This is a genomic window from Erysipelothrix aquatica, assembly GCF_009828775.2.
In the GTDB taxonomy this organism is placed as follows: domain Bacteria; phylum Bacillota_I; class Bacilli_A; order Erysipelotrichales; family Erysipelotrichaceae; genus Erysipelothrix; species Erysipelothrix aquatica.
Map to the genome: position 1 here is coordinate 44,544 of NZ_WTSY02000005.1, position 14,543 is coordinate 59,086.

15 protein-coding genes are annotated in these 14,543 nt (G+C 38.6%); 14 read left to right on the forward strand and 1 reads right to left on the reverse strand.

All coding sequences use genetic code 11. From position 1 onward, the window contains the following. The first annotated feature begins 11 nt into the window (after nucleotides 1–11). From GVV20_RS02430 to GVV20_RS02445, 4 genes are all read left to right on the forward strand, one after another. The gene (locus tag GVV20_RS02430; RefSeq protein WP_159638564.1) at nucleotides 12–212 is read left to right on the forward strand and encodes a DUF951 domain-containing protein; all 201 of its coding nucleotides are present in this window, start codon (nucleotides 12–14) and stop codon (nucleotides 210–212) included. Between the two features lie 2 nt (nucleotides 213–214). Continuing rightward, entirely contained in the window at nucleotides 215–1,318 is a 1,104-nt protein-coding gene (gene ychF / locus GVV20_RS02435; protein WP_159741597.1) for a redox-regulated ATPase YchF, read from the forward strand. A gap of 92 nt (nucleotides 1,319–1,410) precedes the next feature. After that, nucleotides 1,411–1,734, forward strand: coding sequence for a cyclic-di-AMP receptor (locus GVV20_RS02440; protein ID WP_159638560.1), 324 nt, complete (start codon nucleotides 1,411–1,413; stop codon nucleotides 1,732–1,734). 41 nt (nucleotides 1,735–1,775) lie between these two features. After that, nucleotides 1,776–2,948, forward strand: a complete 1,173-nt coding sequence (locus GVV20_RS02445; protein WP_159741596.1) for a M20 metallopeptidase family protein — start codon at nucleotides 1,776–1,778, stop codon at nucleotides 2,946–2,948. A gap of 81 nt (nucleotides 2,949–3,029) precedes the next feature. Here GVV20_RS02445 and GVV20_RS02450 read toward each other — a convergent pair whose 3' ends face one another. After that, complete coding sequence (locus GVV20_RS02450) at nucleotides 3,030–4,178, reverse strand: hydroxymethylglutaryl-CoA synthase (RefSeq protein WP_159741595.1); 1,149 nt, start codon at nucleotides 4,176–4,178, stop codon at nucleotides 3,030–3,032. A 138-nt stretch (nucleotides 4,179–4,316) separates the two neighbouring features. Here GVV20_RS02450 and GVV20_RS02455 point away from each other — a divergent pair, with 138 nt between their 5' ends. The 10 genes from GVV20_RS02455 (at nucleotide 4,317) to fba (ending at nucleotide 14,442) form a co-directional block, all read left to right on the forward strand. Then, nucleotides 4,317–5,480, forward strand: coding sequence for an acetyl-CoA C-acetyltransferase (locus GVV20_RS02455; RefSeq protein WP_159812712.1), 1,164 nt, complete (start codon nucleotides 4,317–4,319; stop codon nucleotides 5,478–5,480). A gap of 117 nt (nucleotides 5,481–5,597) precedes the next feature. Next, the gene (locus GVV20_RS02460) at nucleotides 5,598–5,969 is read left to right on the forward strand and encodes a helix-turn-helix domain-containing protein (protein WP_159741528.1); all 372 of its coding nucleotides are present in this window, start codon (nucleotides 5,598–5,600) and stop codon (nucleotides 5,967–5,969) included. Then, nucleotides 5,966–6,829 carry an IS3 family transposase gene (locus tag GVV20_RS02465; RefSeq protein WP_236261776.1) on the forward strand — a complete coding sequence of 288 codons (864 nt, stop codon included), beginning with the start codon at nucleotides 5,966–5,968 and terminating at the stop codon, nucleotides 6,827–6,829. The genes GVV20_RS02460 and GVV20_RS02465 overlap by 4 nt, the downstream gene beginning before the upstream one ends. A 184-nt stretch (nucleotides 6,830–7,013) precedes the next feature. Next, nucleotides 7,014–8,456, forward strand: a complete 1,443-nt coding sequence (gene gltX / locus GVV20_RS02470; RefSeq protein ID WP_159741527.1) for a glutamate--tRNA ligase — start codon at nucleotides 7,014–7,016, stop codon at nucleotides 8,454–8,456. Beyond that, nucleotides 8,443–9,681 carry an HD domain-containing protein gene (locus GVV20_RS02475; RefSeq protein ID WP_159741526.1) on the forward strand — a complete coding sequence of 413 codons (1,239 nt, stop codon included), beginning with the start codon at nucleotides 8,443–8,445 and terminating at the stop codon, nucleotides 9,679–9,681. The genes gltX and GVV20_RS02475 overlap by 14 nt, the downstream gene beginning before the upstream one ends. Continuing rightward, nucleotides 9,674–10,900 (forward strand): aminopeptidase P family protein, encoded by a 1,227-nt coding sequence (locus GVV20_RS02480; protein ID WP_159741525.1) that lies wholly within the window; start codon nucleotides 9,674–9,676, stop codon nucleotides 10,898–10,900. Before GVV20_RS02475 ends, GVV20_RS02480 begins: the two co-directional genes overlap by 8 nt. Before the next feature lie 131 nt (nucleotides 10,901–11,031). Then, entirely contained in the window at nucleotides 11,032–11,406 is a 375-nt protein-coding gene (locus tag GVV20_RS02485; RefSeq protein ID WP_159638546.1) for a DUF1934 family protein, read from the forward strand. A 4-nt stretch (nucleotides 11,407–11,410) separates the two neighbouring features. Further along, nucleotides 11,411–11,734, forward strand: a complete 324-nt coding sequence (gene rpoE / locus GVV20_RS02490) for a DNA-directed RNA polymerase subunit delta (RefSeq protein ID WP_159741524.1) — start codon at nucleotides 11,411–11,413, stop codon at nucleotides 11,732–11,734. A gap of 195 nt (nucleotides 11,735–11,929) precedes the next feature. After that, nucleotides 11,930–13,549, forward strand: coding sequence for a CTP synthase (pyrG, locus tag GVV20_RS02495; protein ID WP_159645081.1), 1,620 nt, complete (start codon nucleotides 11,930–11,932; stop codon nucleotides 13,547–13,549). Between the two features lie 26 nt (nucleotides 13,550–13,575). Further along, nucleotides 13,576–14,442, forward strand: a complete 867-nt coding sequence (gene fba, locus GVV20_RS02500) for a class II fructose-1,6-bisphosphate aldolase (RefSeq protein WP_159638540.1) — start codon at nucleotides 13,576–13,578, stop codon at nucleotides 14,440–14,442. The last annotated feature ends 101 nt before the right edge of the window (nucleotides 14,443–14,543 follow it).

The following is a 14,543-nucleotide window of genomic DNA, read 5'->3' on the forward strand; positions in this document are numbered from 1 at the left end:
AAGGAGACCCTATGATTAAAAAAGAATATGGCCTTGGTGATATCGTTCAGATGAAAAAAGACCATCCCTGTAAAAAATCACAATACTTCAAAATTACACGTATGGGTGCGGATATTAAAATAAAATGTGAAGGCTGTGGTGCTGTCATCATGATGGAACGCCACGAATTTGAAAAGAAACTCAAAAAAATAATTGAAAGAAATGAGGCATAAATATGGCATTAACAGCAGGAATTGTTGGTTTACCAAACGTTGGAAAATCAACACTATTTAACGCAATTACAAAATCACAAGTTGAAGCAGCGAACTATCCGTTTGCGACAATTGAACCCAACGTGGGTGTCGTTAAAGTAAACGACAAACGCTTGGAAGATATTCGAAGTAAAATTGAATCTGAAAAAATTATTCCAACAACATTTGAATTTACTGATATTGCAGGACTTGTAAAGGGTGCATCAAAAGGGGAAGGTTTAGGAAACCAGTTCCTTTCAAACATTCGTGAAGTGGATGCAATCGCGCACGTCGTTCGTTGCTTTGCAAATCCAGATATCGTGCATGAACACGGGGTTGTCGGAGATCCAATCTCTGATATCGAAATTATAGAAATTGAATTGATGCTTGCCGATTTACAATCAGTTGAAAATCGATTAAATCGTGTCGGCCGTAAAGCGAAATCAAACGATAAAGATGCACAGAACGAACTTAAAGTTCTTGATAAGTGTAAAGCAGTGCTTGAAGACAACCGTCCGCTTTCTGATTTGTCACTAACCGATGATGAAATGAAGTTAATTCGTACATTCCACTTTCTAACGATCAAACCTGTAATCTATGTTGCGAACGTTGATGAAGATAGTATCGCAAATGTTGAAGAAAATGAAATGTATCAAAAAGTTAAAGCATATGCTGAGGCACGAGATAGTCGTGTTGTTACTGTATGTGCAAAAGTAGAAGAAGACTTGTCAAGTCTTGCGGATGAAGAACGAGATGAGTTCTTAAGTGAACTTGGTGTCGAAGAGAGTGGTCTTGACGTTTTAGTACGAAACGTCTACGATATTCTAAGCTTGCGCACTTTCTTTACAGCAGGTCCGAAAGAAATTCGTGCTTGGACATTTACTGAAGGCATGAAGGCACCACAATGTGCTGGAGTAATCCATACTGATTTTGAAAAAGGATTTATTCGTGCGGAAGTCTACCATGTTAATGATCTTGTGGAACTCGGTTCCGAACAAGTCGTTAAAGAAGCTGGGAAACTACGTTCGGAAGGTAAAGAGTATGTCATGAAAGATGGCGATATTGTCCATTTCCGCTTTAATAACTAAACTTAACAAAAAATTCACCAAATATCGCAAGTCATTGACTTGTGATATTTTTCTTTGTGTTATAATAAACGTAATAAGAGGGGAGAATACTTATGAAATTAGTACTCGCAATTGTATCAAACGATGATAGTTCATCTGTTTCAACAGCGCTAAACAAAGAGAATTTCCAAGTAACACGTCTTGCAACGACAGGAGGATTCCTACGAGCAGGTAACACAACTCTAATTATTGGTTGTGATGATGATCGTGTTGATTCTTGTTTAGAGATTATCGGTCGTGAAGGTAAAAAACGCACCGAAGTGGTTCCTTCCACAGCATCTTATGACATCGGACGCTATGCCTCATTCCCAGTTGAAGTTCAAGTGGGTGGTGCAACAGTATTTGTTGTAGATGTCGAAGCATTCCACAAACTATAATCAAGTACCGCTGCGGCGGTACTTTTATTTAAGGAGACGTTATGAAAGCATTATTATTAAAAATGATTGAGGACCGGATGGATGAAATGATTGCAATCCGTCGGCATCTCCATCAATTTCCAGAACTATCATTCGCAGAAGTTGAGACAGCAGCATACATTAAAAACTTCTATGCGGGAAAACCTGTACAAATAGATACGATTTCAGAGCGTCACGGTTTTGTAGTTACGATTAACCCAGGAAAATCAGAACGCGTCCTCGCATTGCGAGCAGACTTTGACGCCTTGCCAATGCAAGAGTTAGTCGAGAGTTCGTTTAAGTCTCAACATGATGGTATTATGCATGCGTGTGGTCATGATTTACATACAGCAGCTCTTATGATCGCTGCTGATAGCCTCATCACGCTACGTGACCAGTTACCGATTACTATCAAGATTATTCATCAACATGCCGAAGAAACACCTCCAGGGGGTGCTGTAGATTTCATGAATTCCGGACTTCTTGATGACGTAACTCGTATTTACGGAGCACATGTTATGCCTGATGAAAAGCTCGGAACCATCCGCTATGCGAAGGCATCAATGATGGCCGGTAATGCCGCAATCACAGTTGATATTACTGGTTTAGGTGGTCATGGGGCATCGCCACATCTAGCGAATGATGCCATTGTTGCTGCAAGTCAATTTGTTGTAGCGAGCCAAAGCATTGTGTCTCGCCGTATTGATCCTCAAAAACCAGCCGTAATTACCATCGGATCGTTTGAAGGGAAAGGCGCTGATAACGTCATCCAGGAGCATGTTCATCTTGCTTTAAGCACGCGTTATTTCGAGGAAAGTGTTGAAAAATCTCTTGAATCAGAACTTGAAGCACTGTGTCATGGTATTGCCGCTATGTACAAGGTAGAGGTCCAAATGAATCATTTAGGAGGATACCCAGCACTTGTAAATCATCCTGAAGTGGTATCGAAGATAATTCCAGTTCTTAAAAAAGCAGCCTTTCTTGATACGGTTGAAGCAATTGAACCTGTACCATTCTCAGAAGATTTCGCAACGTATTTAAAAAAAATTCCAGGTGCGTTTCTATTTGTAGGATCGTCGGCAACGCCATCTCCATATTTTTTACATAATCCTAAATTTGAAGCTGATGAACGGGTATTGATAATGCTTGCGCAAACGATGATTGAACTAACAATTGCTTATATCAATGAGCCATAACACATGAAACTTTGTGTATTAAGGTGATAAAATCACAACATAACGAATAAAAAACAAACAAAAAAGGAGCGAAAGCTCCTCTTATTTATTATAAATGCGTTTGTGGTGTTTGATTTCTTTAAGATAGAATGGTGATGTTTCGTGGGTTGTATCCAAGATTTGGTGGGAACCATCTTTAATTAACGATACATTATACATCACTTCATAGGCATGAATCGATAGGCGTTTGCGGGCATCAATCATGGTTTGATGATCTGAAACAAGTTGGTCTTTGTAACCGTCCTCAAGAACACCACTGAAGAATTCTCCAACGGCTCCTGAACCGTAACTAAACAATCCAATTCGCGAACCTGCGGCTAATGACCCTTTTTCCAGTAATGAAATAAGACTCAAATAGAGCGAACCTGTGTAAATATTTCCAACCGTTCGGTTGTAGTAAGTAGCGTAATTAAAATTCTCAAACAGATCGGGGCGAGTATCTATATCTGCGACCATACGTAGTGATTTAAGTCCTAGTTTGGTATACGGAATATGGAATGTCAATGCGCTGAAATCATCAAGTGTGCGACCTGTATTCTCCATATAGCGATTAAATGTTGCTTCAAAGAAGCGTTGATATTGTTCGTTCGAATACTGCCCATCGACAAATGCATAATCGCTGTAATTTGGACGCCAGAAATCCAAAATATCATCGGTAAAATATGCGGCATCATTATCCAAACTCATAATGCGTGGATTTGCAGCAATTAAAATTGCAACAGCACCGGCACCTTGTGTCGGTTCACCACCTGAATTTAAGCCGTATTTGGAAATATCTGATGCGATAATCAGAGCCTTTTTGGTAGGGTTTAGTGCAATATGACCTTTTGCAAGTTGAATTCCTGCCGTTGCAGCATAACAAGCTTGTTTCATTTCGATTGCACGAGCATAGGGGTTAATACCCAATAAATGGTGGATTGCAGTCGCACCTGCTTTTGACTGGTCGGTGCCACTTTCGGTACCTAAGATAACCAAGTCGATTGCTTCTAAATCTTCTTCAGATAAGATTCCAACGGCGGCATTCGCAGCCATGGTTATGGTATCTTGTGTGATAGGAGGCATTGCCATTCTATCTTGTCCAAGTCCAATGGTATACTTGTTCACGTCAGCGTTACGCGCTGTAGCTAAATCGGCCATATCCAGAAAATATTCTGGAGAATAGAACCCGATTTTATCAATACCTATTTTCATAAAGTACTCCTTTTAATAGTAAAACTATTATACGGAGATTTGCCCAAATAGGCAAAGAATACGAAAAGTTTTGTTTTTGGATTAAACAAAAGGTATAATATACAGGCTAACACTATAAAACAAAAAGGAGTGATCTATTTGCGCGACGTAGTAATTGTAGGCGCGGCCCGTACTGCTATTGGGAAATTTGGGGGAAGCCTCATTGGAACCACAGCCGTAGAAATCGGGACTGCCGTAATAAAAGAAGCGATGAATCGTGCACGAATCAAGCCGGAAGACGTTGATTATGTTGTTATGGGAAACGTGATTCAGTCGGGGTTGGGCCAAAACCCAGCGCGACAAGCATCCGTTCATGCGGGAATTCCATACAGCACACCAGCGATGACAATCAATGAAATGTGCGGTTCTGGGATGAAGTCAATTCATCTTGGAATGCAGTCAATTTTGCTGGGAGAAAGTGATATTGCAGTTGTGGGAGGTTTTGAAAACCTATCACAGGCCCCACATATTGTAAAAAACGGTCGATTCGGTTCGAAAATGCGGAATCTTGAAACACAGGACACGATAACAGTTGATGGATTTACGGATGCCTTTACACAAGAATTAATGGGAATGACAGCAGAGCATGTTGCGGATCAATTCAATGTGACCCGCGAAGACCAAGATGCATTTGCATTGGAATCTCAACTTCGTGCAAGCAAAGCACAACGCGAAGGTATCTTTAAAGCAGAAATTGTACCTGTAGAAACAAAAAAAGGGATTTTTGAGGAAGATGAATACATTCGTCATAACTCAACACTTGAAGGACTTCAGAAATTAAAACCAAGTTTTCGTGAGGGTGGTTCTGTAACTGCAGGAAATGCATCTGGAGTTAATGATGGAGCAGCTGCGTTGGTTATTATGAGCCGAGAAAAAGCAGAAGCTATGAATCTTGAAATTCTGGCAACTATTAATGGGTTTGCGGAAATTGGTATGGATCCTTCAATTATGGGATATGCACCCTATCTTGCGGTTTCAAAACTCGTTGAAAAAACAAAGATTGATTTAAACAGTGTTGATCGTTTTGAATTAAACGAAGCATTTGCCGCACAGTCATTAGCGGTTATTCGTGATTTAAACATTGATGCTAATAAAGTTAATGTGAACGGTGGTGCAATCTCTTTGGGGCATCCAATTGGAGCTTCTGGAGCACGTATTATGGTTACACTTATCTATGAAATGCTTCGATCCGACTCAAAACGCGGTGTTGCATCACTATGTATTGGTGGTGGAATGGGCGTTGCGATGCTGTTGGACCGTTAAAACAATCAATAAGAAAAGGTTGGTACAATGTTGAAGTTGTAAACTAAAAGTAGACATGTAAAAAAAACATGTCTACTTTTTCTGTGTAATAATTATATTTATATAGGAGGATTTCTTATGGGAAGACCCAAGGGTGGTAAAAATAGAAAATGGACTTACGAAGATCGAGCACACGTAATATCTTTATATTTGGATGAACACTTGAGTATGCCTCAAATCGCAAATAAAAAGGATATTCCGTTGGGCACTGTTCGGGGGTGGATATATAGATTCCTTGAAAAAGGTGAAGAGGGTCTAGTCAATCAGAAGAAAACAGGTAACCAATTTGCTGCTCTACATTCGAGTAAGTCACTTACAGAAGTCGAACGCTTAGAATTAGAAATATTGAGGCGTGACATAGAGATCGAACGGTTAAAAAAAGGGTATTTAGTGAAAGGAGTTGGTGCAAACAAGGAGTTCGTTACTTCAAAAGACTGGAATATGAAATAGCATATAATTTATCAAATCAATACCCTATTACATTTATTCTATCAATCATGAACATCAATCGGTCGGGCTACTATAAATGGCTCAGAAGAAAAGGTACTTATAATAGATATGAAGCCAATCGCAAAATTCTAAATTTTTGTATTAGCGACTGTCATCATCGTTATCCAAGCTATGGGTATCATGATATTGCTTCAGTCGTTCGAAAAAATAATGAATTGGATTTTTATTTTTCAGATAATCTCGTTCATAAATGCTGCAAACAACTAAGTATAAAATCAAAAGCAAAACATTATCAATATAAGAAATCCGGCGATGAAAGTCTCATTTATCCAAATATAGTGAAGAATAATTGGGATGCATCTGAACCACTCGAGATTATTGTGTCAGATATGACTCACATAAGAAATAAAGGCGTTAACTACGAGTGGACACTCATGATAGATACTTTTAATAATGAGATTATTAGCTCTGCTCTGTCACGTACGGCAGGCGACCCAAAGCCATATTATAAATGTTTAGATGATCTTCTTAAGCTTATAGAGAAACATAAAAAGACAACTCCCACGATACTTCACACAGATCAAGGAGCTGTCTATCACTCTAAAGCATACTTTAAAGCTCATGAAAATTATAACATAAAAAGATCAATGTCGCGTTCCGGAACACCTACAGATAATCCAATTATTGAATCTTTAAATCGATGGATTAAAGCAGAAATGGCATGTGACTTCCAATACTGGAAAATTAATGACTTTGAAAATTTCATTGAGAAATATGTAGAATACTTCAACAACGAAAGACCAGCATATTGTCTTAATTATAAAACCCCTATCCAATATAAATTGGATAAGGGCTTCTAGTTTTTATGTCTGTCTACTTTTGTTTGACAACTTCACAATGTATCAATCTTTTTGTTTTCGTTGAAATATACAAACATATCACGTGAAAATACAAGGTAAACCATGTAAAAGCACATACTTAAATTGTAGGGAAAACACAGAACGTGATATAATAAATGCAATGTTTTTGAAAAGAGGTAAAAATATGGAAAGAGTTCGAGTTAGATATGCACCAAGCCCAACTGGGTTTTTACATATCGGAAACGCGCGTACAGCGTTGTTTGACTATTTAATTGCAAAACACTATGGGGGAGATTTCGTATTACGTATCGAAGATACAGATGTAGAACGTAATGTTGAAGGTGGCGAAGCGTCACAAACATATTTCTTAAATTGGTTAGGGATTGAAGCAGATGAGTCTCCTGATAAACCCAACCCGAAATATGCGCCATACCGTCAAATGGAACGTTTGGATATCTATCGAGAATATACAGAAAAACTACTTGAAAGTGGACATGCATATAAATGCTACTGTACTTCAGAAGAACTCGAAGAAGACTATAATCGTCAAAAAGCAGCTGGATATGCATCAACACGATACAATCAAAAATGCTTACATCTTGATGCAACTACGAAAGCTGCTTATGAAGCTGAAGGACGCCAACATTCAATTCGTCTCCATGTTCCAGAAGATCAAACGTACACGTTTGACGACATGGTACGTGGTGAAATCACTTTTGAATCTAAGGATATTGGTGACTGGGTAATCGTTAAATCAAATGGGATTCCAACGTATAACTTTGCTGTTGTAATTGATGATCACTTGATGGAAATATCACATGTATTCCGTGGCGAAGAGCATATTTCGAATACACCAAAACAAATGATGATTTTTGAGATGTTCAATTGGGAAATTCCACGATATGGTCACATGACACTTATCGTTAACGAGAACGGCAAAAAACTCTCAAAACGTGATAACTCAGTGATGCAGTTTATCAGTCAATATAAAGATCAAGGATATCTTCCAGAAGCAATGTTTAACTTTATGGCACTTCTTGGATGGTCACCAAAAGGTGAGAAGGAACTCTTCACCAAAGAAGAATTAATTGCTGAATTTGATGAATCCCGTTTATCAAAAGCACCGTCTATGTTTGATGTCACCAAATTAACATGGATGAATCACCAATACCTAAAAGAAAAATCAGATGCTGAATGGCTTGAATTTGTGAGACCTTATGCTGCTGCAAGTCATGATCTTGCATCAAAAGATGAAGCATGGGTCGAGAAACTCTTGTTACTCTATAAAGACCAAACGCAATATGGTTCAGAAATTGGAAGTTTGATTGATAGTTTCTTCAATGAGCCAGTTATTACAGAAGCTGAAGAAGAAGTGCTTTCATGGGAAACAACTAAAACAGTGGCTGCATCATTCTTGAAAAACCTACCAGAAGCGTGGTCAGTTGAAGCACTTAAAGAAGCATTTAACGCAACTAAAAAAGAAACTGAACTTAAAGGAAAACCATTATTTATGGGCCTTCGTGTCAGTGCTACCCATCAATCACACGGACCTGATCTCATGAGTGCGTTATACTTAACAGGTTATGATGTGGTTAAAAAACGTTTAGAAACTTATGTCAACGCTTAATAAACGCTGTGCTGAACAGAAAGTGATGCGTGACACGGTTCACGGGTATATCCATGTAAATTACCAAGTAATCTGGGATCTGATTAACGCACCAGAATTCCAACGACTCCGTCGAATCCACCAATTGGGCGGTACCTACATGGTTTATCATACTGCGGAACACTCACGGTTTTCTCACTCATTAGGAGTCTATGAAGTCGTACGCCAAATGATTGAAAAAGTTAGTGGTCTGAAAGAAAGTCTGTCCGAAGAAGAGCAAATTGCCCTTCTTTGTGCAGGGCTTTTGCATGATGTTGGCCATGGTCCTTTTTCGCATGCGTTTGAATCCGTAACCTCGGTTCACCATGAAACATTCACAGATCGAATTATCCGTGAGCCGTCTGAAATTAATCGGATTTTAAAACAGGCGAGTCCTGATCTACCGGACATTGTGAGTGATATTATTGCGCATCGCCATGAACGAACATTATTAACACAGATTATTTCAAGTCAACTTGATGCCGATCGTATGGATTATCTATTGCGTGATTCATACTTCACAGGCGTTAGTTATGGAGAATTTGACCTACAACGAATTCTTCGAACTATGAAGTTGGAAGGCGATCGTATCGTCATGAAAGAAAGTGGCATTCATGCGGTTGAAGATTACATCATGGCGCGGTATCAAATGTACTGGCAAGTTTATCTTCACCCTGCATCACGAAGTTTTGAAGGAATTTTACTTTCAATCTTCTTAAGAATGCGTGATTTGATGACAACCAATCCAGAATTATTGGATTGCGTTGCGTTCTTCAAGCCATTTTTGAATAATACAGAAATATCACTTGAAGACCATTTCAAACTTGATGAGCCAGCGGTTACCCATGGTTTCACTGTGCTTACAGACAGTGATGATCCAATTTTAAAAGACTTAGCGTTACGTCTTTTAAATCGAGTTCTCTTTCAATATGAAGATTTAACGGGAACGAACCAACTTGAAAAAATTCGTCGGGCAACGACACAGAATGGATATGATGCGAGTTATTATGTTGTTGAGGATTTCACAACACAGACCTTGTATCAAAAGCCATATCGCAAAGAAGACACAAATTCAGGAATTTATGTATCGATCAAAGGTGACCTCGTTGAGTTATCTGAAGCATCATCGATTGTAAGGGGATTTGTGCAAGGGGAAGATAAAGAAGATCGAAAGGTTTTCTATCCAAAGGAGATTGTATATGAATAGTCAAACATACATCACAATTCGTGAAAATATTATGAACGCACTACCCAAAAATACTGTAACGTTCTTATTTAGTGGTAAAGGTGTGCGCAAATCAGCAGATGCACAGTATCCATTTCAAGCAAACCGTAATTTCTACTATGCAACAGGGATTCAAGAACCAGAGGCTGTAGTTGTATTTGATAAGACTACCCAAGATGTGACGTTGTTCCTTCGCGAAATTGATCCTAATATGGAAAAATGGGTCGGTCACTACATGACTGAAGAAGAGGCACAACTCATTTCTGGAATTGAAGATATTCGATACTTCGATGAATTTGATGCTTTTGTAAATTCGGTCATGGAACGAGACGTACAAATCGGTCTGGATTTTGATCACGATACAATAACAGAAGAATTCCACGGTTCTGGTTTGGCATTTGTGGATTTTGTGAGTGAAGATCGCGTTGTTAATATCTTTGAAGAACTTGTTAGACTACGAATGGTCAAACTTCCAGAAGAAGTTGAAGCGATTAAGCATGCACTTGTTGTTACAAATGATGCCATCATGGGTGCTCTTGAAGAAGTGAAACCAGGAAATAATGAAAATGATGTTGCCGCTCGTTTCTACTATGAAGGTATGAAGCAACACGGTGACTTGATGTTTGATACGATTTTAGCCGGAGGAAAAAATGCAACAGTCCTCCACTATATCGAAAATAATCAAGAACTATTAGATGGAGACCTTGTCTTATTCGATTTAGGAATCCGTGTTAATGGCTATGGTGGAGATATTTCTCGAACATTCCCAATCAACGGTAAATTTACAGATCGTCAACGTGATGTTTATCAAGTTGTCTTGGATACGTTCCATGCAGTTAATGAAGCAATTCGTCCAGGCATTAGCATTAAAACATTGAATGATCTTGCAAAAGAGTATCTTGCTGAGGGATGTATCCAATTGGGGCTCATAGAAGACCCTCAAGACGTCTCACGTTACTACTATCACGGTATTGGACACTCATTGGGGTTAGATACTCACGATGTCTGGATTGACCGTGAGGAGCCGCTCCAAGCTGGTAATGTTATCACCAATGAACCAGGCCTTTACATCGCTGAAGAAGGCATCGGAATCCGTATTGAAACAGATGTCTTGGTAACTGAAGAAAGCAACGAAGATCTTGCCCCACAAATAATCCGTGAGGTTTCAGATATCGAAGCTTACTTCGAAAGCAAACAATAAGAAATGTGAATTCTGTATGAAAGTGCAACGATATCCGTGCACTTTCATTTTTTTTTGTTAAAATGTATTGACATTGTACCGTATTTTCATATAATGCAATGGTAAATAAGTAAGGGGGCAATCTATCCGTTTTGAAAATTACAGTTATACAAAAATCACGAGAAGCGAATGCAAAGACAGTTGATGAAAACGCAACATTACAAGATTTAGGTGTGTACAAGCGTATTAGTTATGTCGAAAAAAATGGCGCAGTTGTGATACTCGACATTACGGACCATGAAATTTCGCTCAAACGCCAAGACAGTTGGCTAACACAAGGTCTATTTCGCCGAGATGAATCGACAGAAATGCTCGTTAAAAACGAACATGGAACAATTGTATTTGATGTAAGTGTAGATGAAATGAAGATTGACAACAATGTATTTTATATTAGGTATCATTTAGACCAAGAAGGTCAGCGTGTTGACACACTTGAGTTTGAATGTTGGTGGGAACCGGAGGTATAACATTATGGCATCTAAATCGTTAAGCGATATTGCATTTGATAAATTACAAAAGAAAAAGAAAGAAACTACTTTCCAAAAATTATGGGCAGAAGTTTCAGAAGAAGTTAAGCTACCCGAAGAAGCAGCTAAAAGAAAAGTTGCATCGTTTTACAATGCGTTAATGATGGACTCACGTTTCATCTCGTTAGAGGGAAACAAATGGGACCTTCGTGAACGTCATACCCTTGAAAGTTTACAAATTGACCCGGATCTTCTTGATGGTTATGATGACTATGAAGAAGAGTTTGAAGATTACCCAATTGAACTCAGCGTTTCAGACGACGAGTAATTAATACAATAACCCAAACCTGCATTTTAGCGAATGCAGGTTTTTAAACCCTAAGTGTAAATTTTCCGCTATATAAGTGGCTTTTTGTAGTGTCTCGATTTTTATGGTTGAATACCCATAACGAGTTTGATAGAATAATAAAGGGCAGTAGGCTTCCAGCGATGGGAGCTTTTTTATTTTTTAGAAGGAGATAATATGACAACAAAATATATTTTTGTCACTGGTGGTGTTGTATCAGGTATCGGTAAAGGTATCATTGCAGCATCAGTAGGACGTTTACTTAAAAACCGTGGTATGAAAGTGTTTATGCAAAAGTTTGATCCGTACATTAACGTTGATCCAGGAACCATGTCACCATACCAACATGGCGAGGTTTTTGTAACCCGTGATGGTGCCGAAACAGACTTAGACCTTGGGCATTATGAACGATTTATCGATGAGGAATTAACACGTAATGCAAGCATTACAACTGGACGTGTATACCAAAACGTTATTAATAAAGAACGTCGTGGTGATTATAATGGTGCGACTGTACAAGTTATTCCACATATTACAGATGAAATTAAAAATAAAATTTATGCAGCGGCTGAAGAGTCTGGTGCAGATGTTGTAATCACCGAAATTGGAGGAACTGTAGGAGATATTGAATCACTCCCATTCCTTGAAGCGGTTCGTCAAGTTCATGCCGAAAATGCTACTGAAGATGTTGTCTTTATCCACACAACTTTAATCCCAAAAGTACCTGCGAGTTCAGAGTACAAAACGAAGCCTACTCAACACAGCTTTAAAGAGCTAATGTCACATGGAATCAAAGCAAACATTATTGTTACACGTTGTGATGAGCCACTTACAAGCGATATGAAAAACAAAATTGCACTTTTCTGCGATGTTCGCGAGAATGCCATTATCGAATCACGTAATGTTGAAAATTTATACGAATTACCATTGATGTTCCAAAAACAAGGACTTGATGAGTATATTGTTCATAAGTTTGGCATTACTGATTTACCACAAGCAGATATGACAGAATGGAATGAAATGATTGATCGCGCATCACATCTTCAAGACGATGTCAAAATTGCGTTGGTTGGTAAATATGTTGAATTAAAAGATGCATATCTTTCAGTTGCAGAATCATTAATGCATGCAGGATATGAAGTAAGCAGTCGCGTTAATATTGACTGGATTGATTCAACAACAATCACTGAGGAAAATAAAGACGATATGCTTGCGAAGTATGATGGTATTTTAGTTCCGGGTGGATTTGGTGAACGTGGAGTTGAAGGAAAAATTACAGCTGCTCGTTTTGCGCGTGAGAACAATGTACCGTACTTCGGGATTTGTTTAGGAATGCAAATTGCGATGATTGAATTTGGCCGTAATGTTTTAGGTATGGATGGTGCCCATACTACGGAAATTAATCCAGATACAAAATTCCCAATTATCGATATTATGGAAGATCAAATTCATAAAACAAACCTTGGTGGAACGTTGCGTTTGGGTGATTATCCTTGTGAATTGCAAGAAGGTACCAAAGCACGTGAACTTTATGGATCAGATGTTATTTTCGAACGTCACCGCCATCGCTATGAATTTAATAACAAATACCGTGAACAATTTGAAAAAGCAGGTGTCGTATTTAGTGGCTTGAGTCCTGACGGGCAATTAGTTGAAGTTGTAGAGTTGAAAGACCATATTCACTTTGTTGCTTCACAATATCACCCTGAATTTAAGTCAAGACCGAACCGTTCGCATCCTTTATTCAAAGGATTTGTGGCAGCCTCTTTGCAAAATTCTAAAAAGAGAGTAAAATAGAAGAGAAATTAGGAGGAAGCATAACTATGGCATTAGTTTCAGCAAAAGAAATTCTGGAAAACGCACGTGATGGACATTACGCGGTTCCAGCAATCAATATCAACAACTTAGAGTGGACAAAAGCAGTTCTCTCAACAGCACAAGAAATGAACTCACCAATCTTGGTTGCAGTTTCAGAAGGTGCTGGAAAATATATGACAGGTTACAAAACTGTTGTAGGTATGGTTAAAGGTATGATGGAAGAAATGAACATTACTGTTCCTGTTGCATTACACTTAGACCACGGTAGCTTTGAAGGTGCTAAAGAAGCGCTTGCTGCTGGATTTACATCTGTAATGTTCGATGGATCACACTTAGCAATCGATGAAAACTTGGAAAAAACTCGTGAAATCGTTGCAATCGCTCATGCACAAGGTGCATCAGTTGAAGCAGAAGTTGGATCAATCGGTGGAGAAGAAGACGGAATCATCGGTACAGGTGAATTAGCTGATCCTCAAGAATGTAAAACAATGGCTGACACAGGCATTGACTTCTTAGCAGCTGGTATCGGAAATATCCACGGTAAATATCCAGAAAACTGGGTAGGATTAAGCTTCGAAACATTAGATGCAATTAAACAAGCTACAGGAAGCATTCCTTTAGTATTACACGGTGGTTCAGGAATCCCTGAAGACCAAATCAAAAAAGCTATCGATTTAGGTGTTTCAAAAATCAACGTTAACACAGAATTACAATTAGTTAACGCTGCAGCACTTCGCGACTTCATCGTTGCTGGTAAAGACCTTGAAGGTAAAAACTACGATCCTCGTAAACTTTTAGCTCCAGGATTTGAAGCAATGAAAGAAGCTGTTAAAGAAAAAATCGAAATCTTCGGTTCAGCTAACAAAGCTTAATTGAACTTCTAAAGAAATCGCTTCGGCGGTTTCTTTTTTTATGCGTAAGAAGGAATAAATTCACGTAAGTAACAACAAATATCGAAAAAAGAATGTAAGAT

Bases quoted from the DNA above. Each gene is read 5' to 3' on its own strand.
- GVV20_RS02475 (WP_159741526.1), top strand. From the start codon at position 8,443: ATGTCAACGCTTAATAAACGCTGTGCTGAACAGAAAGTGATGCGTGAC.
- GVV20_RS02450 (WP_159741595.1), bottom strand. From the start codon at position 4,178: ATGAAAATAGGTATTGATAAAATCGGGTTCTATTCTCCAGAATATTTT.
- GVV20_RS02445 (WP_159741596.1), top strand. From the start codon at position 1,776: ATGAAAGCATTATTATTAAAAATGATTGAGGACCGGATGGATGAAATG.
- fba (WP_159638540.1), top strand. From the start codon at position 13,576: ATGGCATTAGTTTCAGCAAAAGAAATTCTGGAAAACGCACGTGATGGA.
- GVV20_RS02460 (WP_159741528.1), top strand. From the start codon at position 5,598: ATGGGAAGACCCAAGGGTGGTAAAAATAGAAAATGGACTTACGAAGAT.
- GVV20_RS02430 (WP_159638564.1), top strand. From the start codon at position 12: ATGATTAAAAAAGAATATGGCCTTGGTGATATCGTTCAGATGAAAAAA.
- GVV20_RS02440 (WP_159638560.1), top strand. From the start codon at position 1,411: ATGAAATTAGTACTCGCAATTGTATCAAACGATGATAGTTCATCTGTT.
- gltX (WP_159741527.1), top strand. From the start codon at position 7,014: ATGGAAAGAGTTCGAGTTAGATATGCACCAAGCCCAACTGGGTTTTTA.
- GVV20_RS02480 (WP_159741525.1), top strand. From the start codon at position 9,674: ATGAATAGTCAAACATACATCACAATTCGTGAAAATATTATGAACGCA.
- rpoE (WP_159741524.1), top strand. From the start codon at position 11,411: ATGGCATCTAAATCGTTAAGCGATATTGCATTTGATAAATTACAAAAG.
- ychF (WP_159741597.1), top strand. From the start codon at position 215: ATGGCATTAACAGCAGGAATTGTTGGTTTACCAAACGTTGGAAAATCA.
- pyrG (WP_159645081.1), top strand. From the start codon at position 11,930: ATGACAACAAAATATATTTTTGTCACTGGTGGTGTTGTATCAGGTATC.